We start from the raw sequence: 14,465 nt of genomic DNA on the forward strand, positions 1-14,465 counted from the left end.
TTTCCGCGCCGAACTGCTGATCATGGCCGGCCGGTGACCCGCCGCGGGCGGCGGCTCGGGCTCGACGTCGGGTCCGTGCGCGTGGGCGTCGCTCTGAGTGACCCCGACGGCGTGCTGGCCACGCCGCTCGTCACCCTTCCGCGCGATCTCGACGGCGGCTCGGACGTCCGGGCCATCGCCGAACTGGTCGCCGAGCACGAGATCGTGGAGATCGTCCTGGGCCTGCCGCGGACCCTCGCCAACCGCGAGGGCCCGGCCGCGGAGGCGGCACGCATGTTCGGCGATGCCCTCACCGCGGGGCTCACGGTGCCTGTCGTCTACTCCGACGAGCGCCTGACCACGGTCGTCGCCACCCGGCAGCTGCGCGCCCGCGGGGTGAAGGGCCGCAAGCAGCGCTCGGTGGTGGACCAGGCGGCGGCCGTCGCGATCCTCCAGGGGTGGCTGGACAGCCGGCGCTGAGGTCCAGGTCAGGGGTGGTGCCGACGCGCCCGACACATCATCGTTACGCTGCGACACTGTGCAGTCGGACGGACGGGACCACGCCTCGATGGTGAGCGATCCGACGGTCCGGCTGAAGGCGGTGGGGAACCGGGGCGACGCGCGCCGGGCCCGGCGCCGGCAGGGCCGGCGCAAGCGGTTCGGCGTGCTCGCCCTCGCCGTGCTGCTCCTGCTCGGGACCGTGGCCGGCGGCGGCTACTACGTCTACACCTCCTTCTTCGCCACGCCCGACTTCGACGGCACCGGCGAGGGCAGCGTGCTCGTGCAGGTGGAGGACGGCGACACCACCTCCCAGATCGCCACCGAGCTGACCCAGAAGGGCGTCGTGGAGAGCGCCGCCGCCTTCAAGGAGGCGGCCGCCGACAACGCCAAGGTCCGCTCGGTGCAACCCGGCTTCTACCAGCTGAAGCTGCGGATGTCGGGCGCGTCCGCCGTCGCGCTCCTGCTGGATCCCGCGGCCCGCGTCGGGCAGCTGGAGATCCGCAGCGGCGTGCAGCTCGACGACACGAAGGCGCCGAACGGGGCCGAGTCGCCCGGCGTGCTGAGCCTGATCTCGGCCGCCACGTGCGTGGGCGAGGGCGCCGACCGGAAGTGCGTGTCGGCCGACGAGCTGCGCTCCACGATGGCGACCACCGACCCCGCCACGCTCGGCGTGCCCGCGTGGGCGCTGGACGCGGTCGCGAAGGCCGACCCCAAGCGGCGCCTGGAGGGGCTCATCGCCCCGGGGCGCTACAACGTCCAGCCCGGGGCCACCCCGCTGGAGGTGCTGCAGTCGATCATGGCGATCTCGACGGCGCGCATCGAGGCGACGGGGCTCGTGTCGGGCGCGCAGAGCATCGGCAGCTCCCCGTACCAGGTGCTGGTCATCGCGTCGATGGTCGAGAAGGAAGCGATCATCGCGGACATGCCCAAGGTGGCCCGGGTGATCTACAACCGCCTCGGGTCGGGGCAGCGCCTCGAGCTCGACACCACGATCAACTACCCGCTCGACGTGCAGTCGCTGCTCACGAGCCCGCAGAACCGGGCCATCCCCGGCCCGTACAACACCTACCTGACGCCCGGCCTGCCGCCCACGCCGATCTCCACCCCCGGCAGCGACGCCGTCGCGGCCGCGCTCACGCCGGCCTCCGGGCCGTGGCTGTTCTTCGTGCCGTGCAAGAAGGACGGCACCAGCTGCTTCGCCGTGACCTTCGCGGAGCACTCGGCCAACGTCGCGCTCGCCCAGAAGAACGGCGTCTTCTGACCTACTGCCCGAAGAAGCCGGGTGGTGGGATCGGGGACGGGGTGGCCGCGCGATCCTCGGGAGCGACGGCCCCCCGGGCGAAGCGGCGGGCGCCGCCGTCGTCGAGGACCGTCGCGCGGAACGGGTCGGCGCTCGCCCGGCGTGTCAGGCCGGCGACCGGGAGCCCGGCGTCGCTGCCGACGAGCACGAGGTTGCCGAACCGGCGCCCGGACAGGATCTCCGGCGCCGCGATCACCGCCAGCTCGGCGAACACCCCGGCGGCGGCCGCCACCTGCGTTCGGGCGAAGGCGAGCTCGCCGCCGTCGGCGACGTTGGCCGCGTACACGCCGCCGGGGGCCAGCGTGCGCGCCGCCGCCGCCACGAACTCCCGCGACGTCAGGTGCGACGGCGTGCGTGCCCCGGCGAAGACGTCGAGCACCAGCAGGTCCACCGACGCCGCCGCCACCTGCGTCAGGGCGGCCCGGGCGTCGGCGACGAGCACGTCGATGCCCAGGCCGTCGGCCGGCAGCCGCGAGCCGACCAGGTCGGCCAGCCCCGCGTCGATCTCGACCACCGTCTGCGGCGAGCCCGGCCGCGTCACCGCGACGTAGCGGGCCAGCGTCCACCCGCCGCCGCCGAGGTGCAGCACCCGCAGCGGCCGCGTCGGCGGGGCGATCAGGTCGACGACGTGCCCGAGGCGCCGGACGTACTCGAACTCCAGGTGGGTGGGGTCGTCGAGGTCGACGTGGGACTGCGCGGTGCCGTCCACCAGCAACGTCCAGGCCTGGGGGCGGTCGGGGTCGCCCACGAGCTCGGCGTGGCCGTGGTCGACGTCGGCGGAGATCCGGGTGGGGATCCGGACGGGGCGGGTCACCGTCTCATCCTGCCCTCCGTAACGTGTGTGACACCTCCCGGCACCTGGGTGCGTCGGACGGATCCCCAGCCGGCTGCGCGACGCCCAGGCGGGCACCTCGCGGCGTTGTCGTCGCCACCGATCCAACCCCGGGATCGGCGACTCCTCCGCCTTGCGATGCACCCACCTGGCCGCCGCTCGCTCGGCATGGATCCGTGACACACCCCAGGTTCGTCGCATCCCTTCCGAGGAGGTCCCGCGGTGCCGTCGTCCCTCCACGAGCAGGAGCGGTTGCTGCTGCACGTCGCCGCCGGTCTGGCGCAGCAGCGCCGCGACCGCGGGCTGAAGCTCAACTACCCCGAGAGCGTCGCGCTGATCAGCGCGTGGGTGCTCGAGGAGGCCCCCGACGGCACGAAGCTCGTCACCGTGCACGGGCCCATCCAGTGATCCCGGGCGAGTACCTGCTGGCCGAGGGCGCGATCGAGGTCGACCGCGAGCGCACCGGCATCGAGGTCGTCAACTCCGGCGACCGGCCGGTCCAGGTCGGGTCGCACTACCACTTCGCCGCCACCAACCCGGCGCTGCTGTTCGACCGCGCCGCCGCCGAGGGCAAGCGGCTCACCGTGCCCGCCGGCACCGCGGTGCGGTTCGAGCCGGGGCCGGGGGAGGCCACGCGCCCGGACATCATCACCGTGGCCGGGCAGCCGCACGTGCTGCCGTCGTCCACGAACCCGACGCGCCCGCACACCGTCACCACCGTCGACGCGCACCTCGACATGCTGAAGGTCGGCCACCACCTCGACCTGCGCGTGCCCGAGGACCTCGCGTTCGCCGAGAGCCGCATCCGGCCGTCGACGATCGCGGCGGAGGACCTGCTGCACGACGTGGGCGCGATCTCCATGATCGGCTCGGACTCGCAGGCGACATGCCGAACACCACGCCCTGCCCCGCATCGAGGTGGAACCCCACACGTTCACCGTCCGGATCGACGGGGAGGTGGTGGAGGCGGCGCCGGCCACCGAGCTCCCGATGGCGCAGCGCTACTTCCTCTTCTGACGGACCCGGGGCGGTAGGTTCGCCGGGAAGGTCCGACGGCACACCCCACCTCACCCCAGGAGCGCGCCCGAGTGGAACGCAGCGTGGCGATCACCGGCACCCGCAGCATCGGCGATGCCCCCGACGAGAAGCTGGCGGCGGTGTTCGAGGCCTACCTCGGGCCGTTCTCCGGTCCCGACACCCACTTCTCCGTCGGCGGGGCGTCCGGCGTCGACACCGCCGCCCTGGCGTGGCTCGCCACCCACTCCGAGGCGGCGCTGACCGTCGTCGTGCCCTGCCGGGTCCTCGACCAGCCGGCCGGGTCCGTCGAGGTCATCGACCGGCTGCGTGCCGCGGACCGGCTCGCCGGGGTGGTCGAGATGGGGGCCACCCTGCTCGGGAAGGCCGCCTACCACGCGCGCAACCGGTGGATGGTGGACCACGCCGGGCTGGTGATCGGGTTCCCGCGCGGCGACGAGTCCGCAGGTGGGGGCACCTGGTACACGCTCAACTACGCCGCCGAGCAGGGGAAGGCCCGGTTGGTGGTGCCGATCTGACCCGGGCGCGCTGACTCAGGCGCGCGCCGACTGGTCGTTCGCCGGCACGCCGCGCTCCTCGTCGGCGCCCCAGCCGTCGGCCAGGTGAGCGATCTTCTCGGTGTAGTCGCGGGCGGCCACGGCGGGGTCGTCGGCGCGACCCGCGGCCACCCCGATCAGGAACGCGGTCATCGGGGCCGCGCCGGCGTCGACCCCGTCGGTGACGCGGGAGGTGAGCTCGGAGATCGTCGTGGCGCTCGAGTCGTCCTCGGCCGCGGTCTCCAGGCCGAGCTCGAGCGCGACTGTGGTGGTCCATTCGGAGTGGTTCACGGGGTGCGGGTACCCCGGAACGTGTGGGCCAACCGCTTCTCCGTACCGCCGTTTGGCGGGTCTGCGCGTGGGTAACTCGGCTGTTGACCGGAACCCCGTGCGTTCGCCACCCGCTGCGACACGCACGTCCCCGCCGGCCCTGCGGAGGTACGATACTCCGCAGGGCCGTGTCGTACCGGCCTCTCCCACCATCCGCAGGACGTCGCGGGAGGGATCGAACTCGACGGCCCCCGCCGCGGCCAGCTCGGTCAGCCAGCCGCCCATCGGCCACCAGCCGTGCCTGCGGTGGAACAGCGTCGCGTTGCGCACGATCTCCCCGACGCGGCGGGGATCGGTGCGGGCGGGCGGATGGTGCTGGTGGTGGGCCTCCGCGCCGCCGACCCAGACGAGCTGCGCCCCGGCCGCCTCGGCGGTGACGGCGAAGTCGGTGTCCTCCCCGCCGTAGCCGGTGTAGTCCTCGCAGAAGCCGCCGAGCCGCGTCCACGTGGCGGCGGTGACGGCGAACGACAGCGACCAGAACAGGGTGAAGTCGCCGGTGCGCTCCAGCTGCCCGTCGGGCGGTGCCGGGCGGGCGGGATGGGGGTCGGCGAGCCCGCCGAGCCCGGTGGCGGGGTAGCCGCCGGGCGGCGGGGGCGGCAGGTAGGCGACGGGCCCGCACAGCAGGGCGAGCTCGTCGCCGGCGGCGCCCGCGTAGCGCCGCACCAGGTTCGGGCCCGGGATGCAGTCGACGTCGAGCAGGACGAGCAGCTCGGCGCCGGCCGCGATCGCTGCGGCGGCCCCGGCGTTGCGCGCCGCGGCCAGCGGCAGCCCGGTGGCGGGGACGGGAACGTGCACGCGGGTCACCGGGGGAGCGCCGGGGATCTGCGCGAGCCGGGGCTGCTCGCCCATCCCGACGACGACGTGAACATCCGACGGGCCGAGCGCCAGCCCGGCGCGCTGGCGGTGCAGGTGGTCGTCGCGGCCGTGCGTCACGACGACCACGGCGGTCCTCACCGGGCCGCCAGGTCGTCCAGGACGGCGGCGGCGCGGGCGGCGCCGTCGCCGGACGACCACTGCGTCCAGCCCTCGCCGCCGCGGGCGACGGCGTCGTCCAGCACGGACGGCCACCTCCCGGCCGCGGGCCAGCGGGAGCGGCCGACGGCGATGCCCGCCCGGTGCAGGGCCAGGGCGGTGGCGTGCTGCTCGCCGTGGGGCCGGACCTGGCTCACCACGACGGCGGCCCGGCGGGCGGCGGCCACCTCGGCCACCGCGTTCTGGCCCCCGTGGGTGACGACGACGTCGGCGTCGCACAGGGCCGCCCAGACGTCGTCGCACCAGCCGCGCCACCGCAGGTTCGCCGGCCCGGCGCTCTCCTGCGCGGGGCCGACGACCTCCCACGCCCAGTCCGGGGTGGCGGCGGCCGCGGCGCGCAGGTCGTCGGGGGTGACGTCGATGCCGCCGGCGCCCCACAGGACGAGCACGCGACGCCGGCCGGGCGGCGGCGGCGGCTCGCGGCCGTCGAAGCGGGAGATCGCCCCGACGTGCACGCCCCGGGCCGGCAGCGGCGGGCCTGCGGACGACCAGGGGGCGAGCAGCGTCTCGGCGAGGTCGTAGGCGGTGCGGTGGGGCCGGTCGGTGCGGTCGCCGGGCTGGGCCATCACCGCGACCGGCAGCCCGGACAGCCGGGCCAGCAGCGTGACCTCCACGGACACGTCGACGACGACCAGCCGCAGCTCCGGCCGGGCGAGCACGCGGGAGATCAGCGCTGTGCGGTCGCGCAGGCCCGGATGCCCCAGCGGAGCCCAGTGCAGGACGCCGCGGGCGGTCGGGTCCCGGGGAACGGACCCGTCGACGTCCGGCGGGAGCGGCACCCACTCGCCCGGCCAGCCGTCCGGGGCGGGCAGCGTCGAGAGCCCGACGACCGGTGTCCGCAGCCGCGCCGCGATCGTCGCGGCCCGGTGGACGTGGCCGCGGCCGTGGTGGTGGACGTACCAGCCGATCACGCGAGCTCCCGGTAGCGGCGCTCGTAGCCGTCGACCATGGTCTCGACGGAGCAGGTCCCCACGGCGCGGCGCCGGGCCGCGGCGCGGTCGAGGCGGGCGGCGGCGGTGATGGCCGCGGCGAGGCCGTCGACGTCACCGGGCCGGGCGAGCACGCCGCACGTGTCGTCGAGCAGCTCCGGCAGCGCGCCGCGGTCGAACCCGGCCACCGGCGTGCCGCAGGCCAGTGCCTCCGCCACGACCAGCCCGTACGGCTCGTCCCAGCAGGGGGAGATCACGGCCACCGACGCCGAGCCGACCAGGCGCACGAGGTCGGTGTGGTCGAGGTGCCCGACGTGCTCGATCCCGTCCCCGAGCAGGGGTGCGACCTGCTCGCGGAAGAACCGCGCGTCCGGGGTGGGCCCGGCCAGGCGCAGCCCCGTGCCGGCCCGGCGCGCGGCCAGGATCGCCTCGACGGGCCCCTTCTCCGGCACGATCCGCCCCGACCACACCGGCACGCCGCCGCCCGGGCCGGGCGTCCAGAACGCGGTGTCGACGCCGTTGGGCACCACCGGGGCCTCCACGGTGCCCCGCCACTGGCGGGCGGTGGCGCGGCTGACCGCGGCGAAGGAGGAGGTCCCGGGGGCCAGCGCCACGGCCGACTCCAGCCACGGCGTCGGGGGCGTGTGCAGGGTGGTCAGCAGGCGGACGGGCAGGGTGTCGGCCATGGCGACGGGCAGGTAGTGCAGCGAGTTGTTGTGCACCACGTCGTAGTCGCGGCCGGTGCGCGCGAGGTCGAGCATCAGCGACAGGTAGGCGTGGTGCTCGGCGAGGAACCACTCGGCCGGCATGCTGACGTCGGCGCGGGCGTGCGCGGAGAGCGTCGGCAGGCCGGGCAGCTCCCGCACACCCAGCGCCGGGTCCGAGCCGCGTCCGCCGAACACCGTCACGTGGTGCCCGCGCTCGCGCAGTTGCGTGGCGAGCTGCCAGGTGTGGGCCTCCAGGCCGCCGGGGAACGGCTGGCGCAGGGGGAAGCGGGCCGACGCGACGAGCGCGACGCGCAACGGGCTCACGGTCGTTCCCGGGCAGCAGGCGGCCGGGTGGGGATGATCATCGGGAAGCGCGCTCCGCTCGGGCGTTGCCGGTCGAGCCGGTCGGGGACCGGGCGTGGACCGGCGATGGACGACGCCGCTCGAGCTGGGTGTTCAACCCGGACGCGCGACCAGCATCGGTCACGACCGGTGTGGCCCGCCACTCGGGCGACTGTCCGCATCGTCACGGTTTACCCCCCAGCCCCAGCAGTGCGAGGCGGTCGGCGTGGCGGTGGCATCCCGCGTCGACCCACTGCGGGTGCGTCGCGTACCAGTCCAGCTGGGTGGCGCGGACCGTGGCGTCGGGCACCGCCGTGCCGTCCACGGTCCAGTCGGCCCGGGCGGCTCCGGCGTCGAGCCCGAGGGCGTCGAGCACCGCGGGCTCCAGCGGTGCCCGCACCCCGCCCAGCAGCTCCCGGCCGGGATCGGCGGCGTCGGCGTCGCGGCCGAGGGCCTCCTGCACCCGGTGCGCCAGCATGACCAGGACCGCGTTGCCGGGGTGGTTGAGGGTGTGGGCCGCCCGCAGCCCAACCCCGTCGAGGACGTCGGAGACCCCGACGTCGCAGTCGCGGGACTCGCGGCGGGCGAGCTCGGCCACGGAGAGCCGCGCGACCTCGCGCAGCGCACCGGGACCGTGGTCGGGCATCCCCGTCCCCCCGGCGGCGACCGCGAGGGTGCGCAGGTCGTGGTAGGCCACCACCGGCGGCACCGCCGCCCGGTCCGACGGGTGGCGCACGATCGCCGAGTAGGGGTGCAGCCCGGTGTGGCGCACCACGGGCCAGCGCAGCACCCGGGCGCCGCGGGGCAGCGCCGCGGCCAGCTGCCGCGTGCCGACCGGCAGGTCGCGGTAGTCGTCGCGGACGGGCTGGCTCAGCAGGACGGCGGTGCGGGCGAGCAGCCGGTGCAGGGGCGGGAGGTCGCCGGCGGTCAGCTCGTGGACCGGCGGGATGCGGACGGCGGGCGCGCTGCGGTCGGCCGAGCCGGACAGCAGCACGCGCAGCGACTCGGCCTGGCAGTTGCCGAGCACGACCGTGACAGGGCCGGTGCCCGGTGCTCCGTCGTAGAAGTCGCGGTAGTGGCGACGTCGGGCGGGGTCCATACCGGCAGGGTGCCCGTTCCGCCGGGGTTGAAGCGGCCCGGACCGGGGCACCCGGTGACGGTGCCGGTCACGCCTCTCCGTTCTGCCGCCTGTGTCGATCCCGTCAGGGTCGCCTCCGTCCCCGAGGGCCACGTCTACGTCCGGCACCTGTCGGTCCCCGGGGACGGTGTCGTGCGGCTGCCCGACCCGCCGGTGCCGGGTGCTCCCGACGGGCAGTGGTGGCCGCCGGTGATGCTCGACCCGGAGTGGGTGCGGGGCAACGCCGACGCGTTCGACGTGTTCCACCTGCACTTCGGGTTCGACGACCGCAGCCCGCAGCAGCTCGGCGCGCTGGTCGCCGCGCTGCGGGCGGCGGGCCGGCCCCTGGTGCTCACCGTGCACGACCTGCGCAACCCGCACCACGCCGACCCCGCGGCGCACGCGGCCGCGCTCGACGTGCTGGTGCCCTCGGCCGACGCGCTGCTGACGCTGACGCCCGGCGCGGCGGCCGAGATCGCGGCGCGGTGGGGGAGAGGCGCGGTGGTGGTGCCGCACCCGCACGTCGTGGAGGCCGACCGGGCGGCCCGGCCCCGCCCGGGGCACGACGGGTTCGTCGTCGGGGTGCACGCCAAGGCGGACCGGGCCAACAGCGACGCGCCGGCGGTGGTGCGGGCGCTGGCCCCGGTGGTCGCGGCGATCCCGGGTGGCCGCGTCGAGGTCGTGGTGCGTGACGACGGGCCGGGCCGGGAGCTCGCCTCCGGGCTCCGCGACCTGCCCGCCGTCGACGTGCGGCCGGGACCCCGGCTCACCGACGACCAGCTCTGGGACCACCTCTCGGGCCTCGACCTGTCGGTGCTGCCCTACCGCTTCGGCACCCATTCCGGCTGGCTGGAGGCCTGCCACGACCTCGGCACCGCGGTGCTGGCCCCCGACTGCGGCTTCTACGACCAGCAGGCCCCGTGCCTGATCTACCACCGCGGACCCTCCGGACCCGACGCCGCGTCGCTGGCCGCCGGGGTGCACGAGGCCCACCGTCGCGGCGCGGGCCCGCGGACCACCGTGGAGGAGCGGGCCGCCCAGCGGTGCGCGGTCGCGGCGGCCCACGCGGCGATCTACCGGGAGGTGCTCGGATGAGGGTGCTGGTGCACGCCCCCGGACCGCCCCGGCACGGAGTCGTGCGGCACGCGTGGCTGGTGGCGCGGCTGGCGGAGGCGCACGGCGCGCGTTCCGCCGTGGGCGCGGCCGACCTCACCCACGTGCAGTTCACCGACGCGCTGTTCGGCCCGGACGTCGCCGCGGCCGCCACGGCGTTCGAGGTGTGGGCCGCGATGGTCCCGCGACCGCTGGTCGTGACGCTGCACGACGTGCCCGGGGCCGATCCCGACCCGGCCCGGGACGCCCGCCGCGGCCGCGGGTACGCGCGCGTCGCGGCCGTCGCCGATGCCGTGGTGGTGTCGTCGGAGCACGAGGCCGCGAACCTGGAACGCTCGACGGGGCGCTCCGCGGCGGTGATCCCGCTGCCGGTGGAGACGCTGCCGACCGGGAGTGCGCCACCGGCGTGGGCGGGGCGGCCCACGCTCGCGGTGCTCGGCTTCGTCTACCCCGGCAAGGGCCACGCCGACGCGATCGACGCGGCCGCCCGCAGCGGGATCCCGCTGGTCGCCGCGCTCGGGGCCGTCGCGGACGGGCACGCCGAGCTGCACCGGGAACTGCGGGAACGCGCCGCGGACCGTGGGGTGGACCTGCTCGTCACCGGATCGCTGACCGACGCCGACCTCGCCGCCGCGGCCGCCGCGGCCACCGTGCCCCTCGCCCCCGCCCGCCGGGTCAGCGCGAGCGGGTCGCTGGCGACGTGGATCGGCTGCGGTCGTCGTCCGGTCGCGGCGCGGGGCCCGTACACGGCCGAGCTCGCCGCCCGTCATCCTGACGGCCTGTGGCTCTACGACACCGACGCCGAGCTGGACGCCGCCGTGGCAGCATGCCAGGCCGACCCGTCGTGGACGCGGGCAGAACCCGGTGCCGGCCCGGACGTGGGCCCGGACGTGGGCGCAGCCCACGCCGCCCTCTACCGACGGGTGCTCGCGTGCTGACCGAGGTGTTCGTGCCGGGCAACCGCTGGGACCTGCTCGCCCCGTACCCCGTGCCCCGGCCGCAGGTGAGCGTGGTGGTCACCCACTACGAGCAGCCCGACCAGCTCGCCCGGACCTGGGCCGCGCTGTGCGCCCAGACGCTGCCCCCGGCCGAGGTCGTGATCACCGACGACGGTTCGGCCGAGCCGCCGCGGGCGCCCGCCGGCGGACCGCCGGTCCGGGTCGTCACCCAGCCCGACCTCGGGTTCCGCGCGGCCGCGGCCCGCAACGCCGGAGCCCGGACCGCCCGCGGCGAGGTCCTGGTCTTCCTCGACGCCGACACCGTCCCGGGGCCGGGGTTCGTCGAGGCGATGACCCGCCGGGTGGCGGTGTGCCCGGACGTGCTGGCCGTCGGCCGCCGCCGGCACGCGGACCTCGCCGCCACGCCCGTCGGGAGCGACCCCGCCGCCGCCCCGCCGCTGCCGGACCCGGCGTGGCTCCGGGACGCCTACACCGCGAGCCGTGACCTCCTCGACGCCGACGGGCGCAGCTTCCGGTTCGTCATCAGCGCCGTGCTGGCGTGCCGGCGCAGCCTGTTCGACGACCTCGGGGGGTTCGACGAGCGGTTCGTCGGCTACGGCGGCGAGGACTGGGACCTGGCCTACCGCGCCTGGAACGCCGGCGCGGTGCTCGTGCACGAGCCCGACGCCGTGGCCTGGCACGACGGCCCCGACTGGGCCGGCCGCGACGGCGGGGCCAAGGATCTGGAGTCGGTGCGGCTCGCGGCGCTGGTCCCTGAGCCGGTCACCCGGGGCGTGGCGCTGCCGGGCGGGTTGCCCGACGTGCTGGTGGACCTCGCGTGCGACGGGGTGCCCGCGACCGTGCGCACCGTGCACGCGCTGCTCGCGCAGGACCACCGCGACCTGCGGGTCCGGCTGCCCGGCCCGGTCGATCCGCTGCTGGTGCAGCTCTACGGGAGCGCCGTCCAGCAGGACGCGTGGAGCGCGGACCAGCGCCGGCGGGCACGGGCGGTGCTGACGGCCCGGGCCCCGCTCCCCGCGGGGGCGCTGACCACGGCGATGGGCGCGCTCGTGGACGACGACCTGGCCCGGGTCGTCATCGCGTGCGGGGGCGACCCGGTCGCCGAGATCGAGTCCACCCGTGCGCGGGGGCGGATCCGCCGGTGGGCCCATCGGCTGCCCGCGGACGTCGTGCGCGGGTCCTTCGGGTGCGCCGTGGTCGACGCCGGTCCGGCGCCCCGGACGTCCGGGGGCCTCGACGGCTACTTCGCCCGGCTCGCCCGGCCGTGATCGGGACAGGACCGTGACAGGGCCGTGGTCGGGACAGGGCCGTGATGAGGTCAGGGCAGGCGTGCGTCGTGCACGATCGGCTCCCGGGCGTCGAGCTCCTCGGCGTAGGCCACGGGATGGTCGCGGCCGAGCGCGAGGAAGTACTCGTTGAGGGCGTGGGCCACCATGTCGTGCTCGAGACCGGAGAGCGCCCGGCGGGACGCGAGGGCGTCACCGAGCTGCTCGGCGGTCAGGCTGCCGCCGAGCCCGACGTAGGCGGTCCACAGCTGGCCGAGGTCGAGATCGGTCAGCGCGAGGCCCGCCCGCAACGCCGGACCCGAGCTGGGCGGTGTCTGCGCGTCGGTCATGCGACGAGGGTCGCGCAGCCGGGCGATCCGCGCAGTGCGTGGCGCCTACAGATCCGCGCGGCGGGAGGCGAGGGTCTCCGCGACCAGGGCCAGCTTGACGTTGAGCGACTGCGACGCCACGCGCAGCACGTCGAAGGCCTCGTCCTCGGTGATGCCGCGACGCTCCATGAGGATGCCCTTGGCCTGCCCGATCACGTCCCGGCTGCGCAGGGCCTCCTGCAGCTGGGCCGCCTTGATGGCGTGCGCGCTGTGGGCCTCGGTGGCCGCCAGCGCCGTGGAGGCGTGGGCCGCCAGCAGCATCGCGGTGTCACGGTCGATGCCGTCGAGGCCGGCCACGGAGAAGGAGTAGAAGTTCAGCGCACCCAGGCGCGGCTCGGCGCCGTCGGGGAACATGCCCACGGCGAACACGCTGCGCACCCCGGCCTCGGCGGCCTTCGGGCCCCACTCGGGGAACTCGGCGCCCCGCGCCAGGTCGGAGGAGCCGACGAGGCCGGGGCCCGGGGTGCGGGTGGCCTCCACGCACGGGCCCTCGTCGAGGTCGTACTGCAGGCCGTCGAGCCGCGTGGCGAGCTCGTCGGTCTCCACCGGGGTGTGGAACCGGCCGTCCGGGGCGCGGACGGTGACGCTGACCATGTCGGCGCCGCGCACCACGGCGCGAGCGGCCTGGACGATGCGGTCCAGGACCTCGGACACGGTGGTGGCGTCGAGGAGCGCGCGGGCGAGCTCGACGAACTCCGTGGCGACCGCGCCCGGTACGAGGGTTTCAGGGGGCACGGGTGGGAGTGTAGAGAGCCCGGGCCGGCTCAGCTGACGTCGATGCGCGCCCGCAGCGTCGCGAGCGTGCTCGCCAGCAGCCGGGAGACGTGCATCTGCGACAGGCCGACCTTGGCGGCGATCTCGGTCTGGGTGAGGTCGCCGAAGAACCGGAGGATGACGATCGTCCGTTCGCGGTCGGGGAGGTCGGCCAGCGCCCGGCGCAGCTCGTCGCGGTACTCCGCCTTGACCAGCTCCGCGTCCGCCCGGCCCAGCAGGTCGAGCAGCGAGGTGTCGCCGGAGTGGGTGAGGGCGTCGAGGGAGTCCGCGGAGTAGGCGCGCTGGGCGCCCAGCGCGTCCACGACCTCGCCGACGGGCACGTCGAGGTGGTCGGCGATCTCGCTGGGACGCGGCGCCCGGTTGAGCGTGGCCGACAGCGTGGTGACGGCCTCGCCGATCGGCCCCTGCAGATCCTTGAGCCGGCGGGGGACCCGCATCGACCACGTCCGGTCGCGGAAGTGCTTGCGCACCTCGCCCGTGATCGTCGGGATCGCGAAGCTGAGGAACTCGGCGCCCCGTTCCGGGTCGAACCGCTCGAGCGCCCCGAGCAGGGCGACCGCCCCGACCTGCTCCAGGTCGTTGGTCGGCTCCCCACGGCCGCTGTAGCGCCGGGCGATGTGGTGCACGACGGGCAGGTAGGCCGTGGCCAGCTCGTCGCGCAGCACCCGCCGCCGCGGGTCGGAGCGGTCGAGAGCGGCGTACTCGGCGAGCACCGGAGCCAGGTGGTCGTAGCTGTCGCGGCCCGACGTACGCGGGGCAACGATGGTCGAAGCGCTGGTCACAGGGTCACACCCGTCGCGGACAGTCGGACGCGACGATCACGCGGCCGGACGGCCTACGGGTACCGCATCCGAGATGGGAGATCTGCGCGGCTGTGGGTTCAACCGACTCCGACTGTAACCCCGTGCGCGCGGGCCTGCGCACCGTCGCTATCCGGCGGCCTGCACGTTGGTCCGGATCTGGTTCAGGGTGTCCTCCAGACCGCGGTCGATGCCCGGACCGTCGGCGTGCTCGGTGTGCAGCGTCACCGTCACGCGCGAGCCGTCGTCGGCGCCCTCGACCCGCAGCTCTCCGCTGTAGTGGTTCGGCCCCTCGGACCCCCACCGGATGCTGCGCGCGTCCGCGTCGGTGGTGAACCAGGCCTCGCCCTCGACCTCGCGGCCGCCGACGTCGGCGACGGTGTGCACCGCGTCGCCGTCGGCGGGTTCGGCGGACTTCATCGCCGAGAAGTAGTGCGGCAGGTTCCCCACGTCCGACAGGTACGCGAAGAGCGCGTCCGGTCCGGTCGTGACGGTCGTGCTGTGCTCGTACTCACCCATGACGGT

16 protein-coding genes and 2 pseudogenes are annotated in these 14,465 nt (G+C 75.8%); 9 read left to right on the forward strand and 9 right to left on the reverse strand.

The window, feature by feature from the left end; all coding sequences use genetic code 11:
• Window positions 1-33 precede the first annotated feature (33 nt).
• Together ruvX and mltG are read left to right on the forward strand one after the other, a co-directional pair.
• Window positions 34-459, forward strand: coding sequence for a Holliday junction resolvase RuvX (gene ruvX, locus BGP03_RS31380; RefSeq protein WP_298800632.1), 426 nt, complete (start codon window positions 34-36; stop codon window positions 457-459).
• An 88-nt stretch (window positions 460-547) separates the two neighbouring features.
• Window positions 548-1,741 carry an endolytic transglycosylase MltG gene (mltG, locus tag BGP03_RS31385; protein WP_298800631.1) on the forward strand — a complete coding sequence of 398 codons (1,194 nt, stop codon included), beginning with the start codon at window positions 548-550 and terminating at the stop codon, window positions 1,739-1,741.
• A 1-nt stretch (window position 1,742) separates the two neighbouring features.
• Here mltG and BGP03_RS31390 read toward each other — a convergent pair whose 3' ends face one another.
• Window positions 1,743-2,594 (reverse strand): fused MFS/spermidine synthase, encoded by an 852-nt coding sequence (locus BGP03_RS31390; protein WP_298800629.1) that lies wholly within the window; start codon window positions 2,592-2,594, stop codon window positions 1,743-1,745.
• 240 nt (window positions 2,595-2,834) lie between these two features.
• Here BGP03_RS31390 and BGP03_RS31395 point away from each other — a divergent pair, with 240 nt between their 5' ends.
• The 4 genes and pseudogenes from BGP03_RS31395 (at window position 2,835) to BGP03_RS31410 (ending at window position 4,165) form a co-directional block, all read left to right on the forward strand.
• The gene (locus BGP03_RS31395) at window positions 2,835-3,020 is read left to right on the forward strand and encodes an urease subunit gamma (protein ID WP_296377540.1); all 186 of its coding nucleotides are present in this window, start codon (window positions 2,835-2,837) and stop codon (window positions 3,018-3,020) included.
• Window positions 3,017-3,274 (forward strand): annotated as a pseudogene (ureB, locus tag BGP03_RS31400) (urease subunit beta); the annotation flags it as partial. The gene BGP03_RS31395 and the pseudogene ureB, both read left to right, overlap by 4 nt.
• A pseudogene (locus BGP03_RS31405) lies at window positions 3,251-3,496 on the forward strand (amidohydrolase family protein); the annotation flags it as partial. The pseudogenes ureB and BGP03_RS31405, both read left to right, overlap by 24 nt.
• A gap of 204 nt (window positions 3,497-3,700) precedes the next feature.
• Window positions 3,701-4,165 (forward strand): hypothetical protein, encoded by a 465-nt coding sequence (locus tag BGP03_RS31410; RefSeq protein ID WP_296377539.1) that lies wholly within the window; start codon window positions 3,701-3,703, stop codon window positions 4,163-4,165.
• Window positions 4,166-4,180: 15 nt separating this feature from the next.
• On the opposite strand, the gene BGP03_RS31415 is transcribed toward BGP03_RS31410, so the two are convergent.
• The 4 genes from BGP03_RS31415 to BGP03_RS31430 all read right to left on the reverse strand — a co-directional run bounded on the left by BGP03_RS31415 (window position 4,181) and on the right by BGP03_RS31430 (window position 8,622).
• Window positions 4,181-5,467, reverse strand: coding sequence for a DUF6457 domain-containing protein (locus tag BGP03_RS31415; protein ID WP_298800628.1), 1,287 nt, complete (start codon window positions 5,465-5,467; stop codon window positions 4,181-4,183).
• Window positions 5,464-6,456 carry a glycosyltransferase gene (locus BGP03_RS31420; protein WP_298800627.1) on the reverse strand — a complete coding sequence of 331 codons (993 nt, stop codon included), beginning with the start codon at window positions 6,454-6,456 and terminating at the stop codon, window positions 5,464-5,466. Before BGP03_RS31420 ends, BGP03_RS31415 begins: the two co-directional genes overlap by 4 nt.
• On the reverse strand, window positions 6,453-7,505 hold the full coding sequence (locus BGP03_RS31425) for a glycosyltransferase (RefSeq protein WP_298800626.1): 1,053 nt from the start codon (window positions 7,503-7,505) through the stop codon (window positions 6,453-6,455). Before BGP03_RS31425 ends, BGP03_RS31420 begins: the two co-directional genes overlap by 4 nt.
• 202 nt (window positions 7,506-7,707) lie before the next feature.
• Window positions 7,708-8,622 carry a WcbI family polysaccharide biosynthesis putative acetyltransferase gene (locus BGP03_RS31430; RefSeq protein WP_298800625.1) on the reverse strand — a complete coding sequence of 305 codons (915 nt, stop codon included), beginning with the start codon at window positions 8,620-8,622 and terminating at the stop codon, window positions 7,708-7,710.
• 171 nt (window positions 8,623-8,793) lie between these two features.
• Here BGP03_RS31430 and BGP03_RS31435 point away from each other — a divergent pair, with 171 nt between their 5' ends.
• The 3 genes from BGP03_RS31435 to BGP03_RS31445 are packed head-to-tail and all read left to right on the forward strand — an operon-like array spanning window position 8,794 to window position 11,980.
• Entirely contained in the window at window positions 8,794-9,735 is a 942-nt protein-coding gene (locus BGP03_RS31435) for a glycosyltransferase family 1 protein (RefSeq protein WP_298800624.1), read from the forward strand.
• The gene (locus BGP03_RS31440; RefSeq protein WP_298800623.1) at window positions 9,732-10,691 is read left to right on the forward strand and encodes a hypothetical protein; all 960 of its coding nucleotides are present in this window, start codon (window positions 9,732-9,734) and stop codon (window positions 10,689-10,691) included. Before BGP03_RS31435 ends, BGP03_RS31440 begins: the two co-directional genes overlap by 4 nt.
• Window positions 10,685-11,980 carry a glycosyltransferase gene (locus BGP03_RS31445; RefSeq protein WP_298800622.1) on the forward strand — a complete coding sequence of 432 codons (1,296 nt, stop codon included), beginning with the start codon at window positions 10,685-10,687 and terminating at the stop codon, window positions 11,978-11,980. The genes BGP03_RS31440 and BGP03_RS31445 overlap by 7 nt, the downstream gene beginning before the upstream one ends.
• A gap of 50 nt (window positions 11,981-12,030) precedes the next feature.
• On the opposite strand, the gene BGP03_RS31450 is transcribed toward BGP03_RS31445, so the two are convergent.
• The 4 genes from BGP03_RS31450 to BGP03_RS31465 all read right to left on the reverse strand — a co-directional run bounded on the left by BGP03_RS31450 (window position 12,031) and on the right by BGP03_RS31465 (window position 14,459).
• Window positions 12,031-12,327, reverse strand: coding sequence for a hypothetical protein (locus BGP03_RS31450; RefSeq protein WP_296377531.1), 297 nt, complete (start codon window positions 12,325-12,327; stop codon window positions 12,031-12,033).
• 45 nt (window positions 12,328-12,372) lie between these two features.
• Window positions 12,373-13,101, reverse strand: coding sequence for an ANTAR domain-containing protein (locus tag BGP03_RS31455; RefSeq protein ID WP_298800621.1), 729 nt, complete (start codon window positions 13,099-13,101; stop codon window positions 12,373-12,375).
• 29 nt (window positions 13,102-13,130) lie between these two features.
• Window positions 13,131-13,922 carry a SigB/SigF/SigG family RNA polymerase sigma factor gene (locus BGP03_RS31460; protein ID WP_296377529.1) on the reverse strand — a complete coding sequence of 264 codons (792 nt, stop codon included), beginning with the start codon at window positions 13,920-13,922 and terminating at the stop codon, window positions 13,131-13,133.
• Between the two features lie 147 nt (window positions 13,923-14,069).
• Window positions 14,070-14,459, reverse strand: a complete 390-nt coding sequence (locus tag BGP03_RS31465; RefSeq protein WP_298800620.1) for an SRPBCC family protein — start codon at window positions 14,457-14,459, stop codon at window positions 14,070-14,072.
• Between the last annotated feature and the right edge of the window lie 6 nt (window positions 14,460-14,465).

Origin of the sequence: Pseudonocardia sp. 73-21 (genome assembly GCF_001899645.1) — a bacterium.
GTDB lineage: Bacteria > Actinomycetota > Actinomycetes > Mycobacteriales > Pseudonocardiaceae > Pseudonocardia.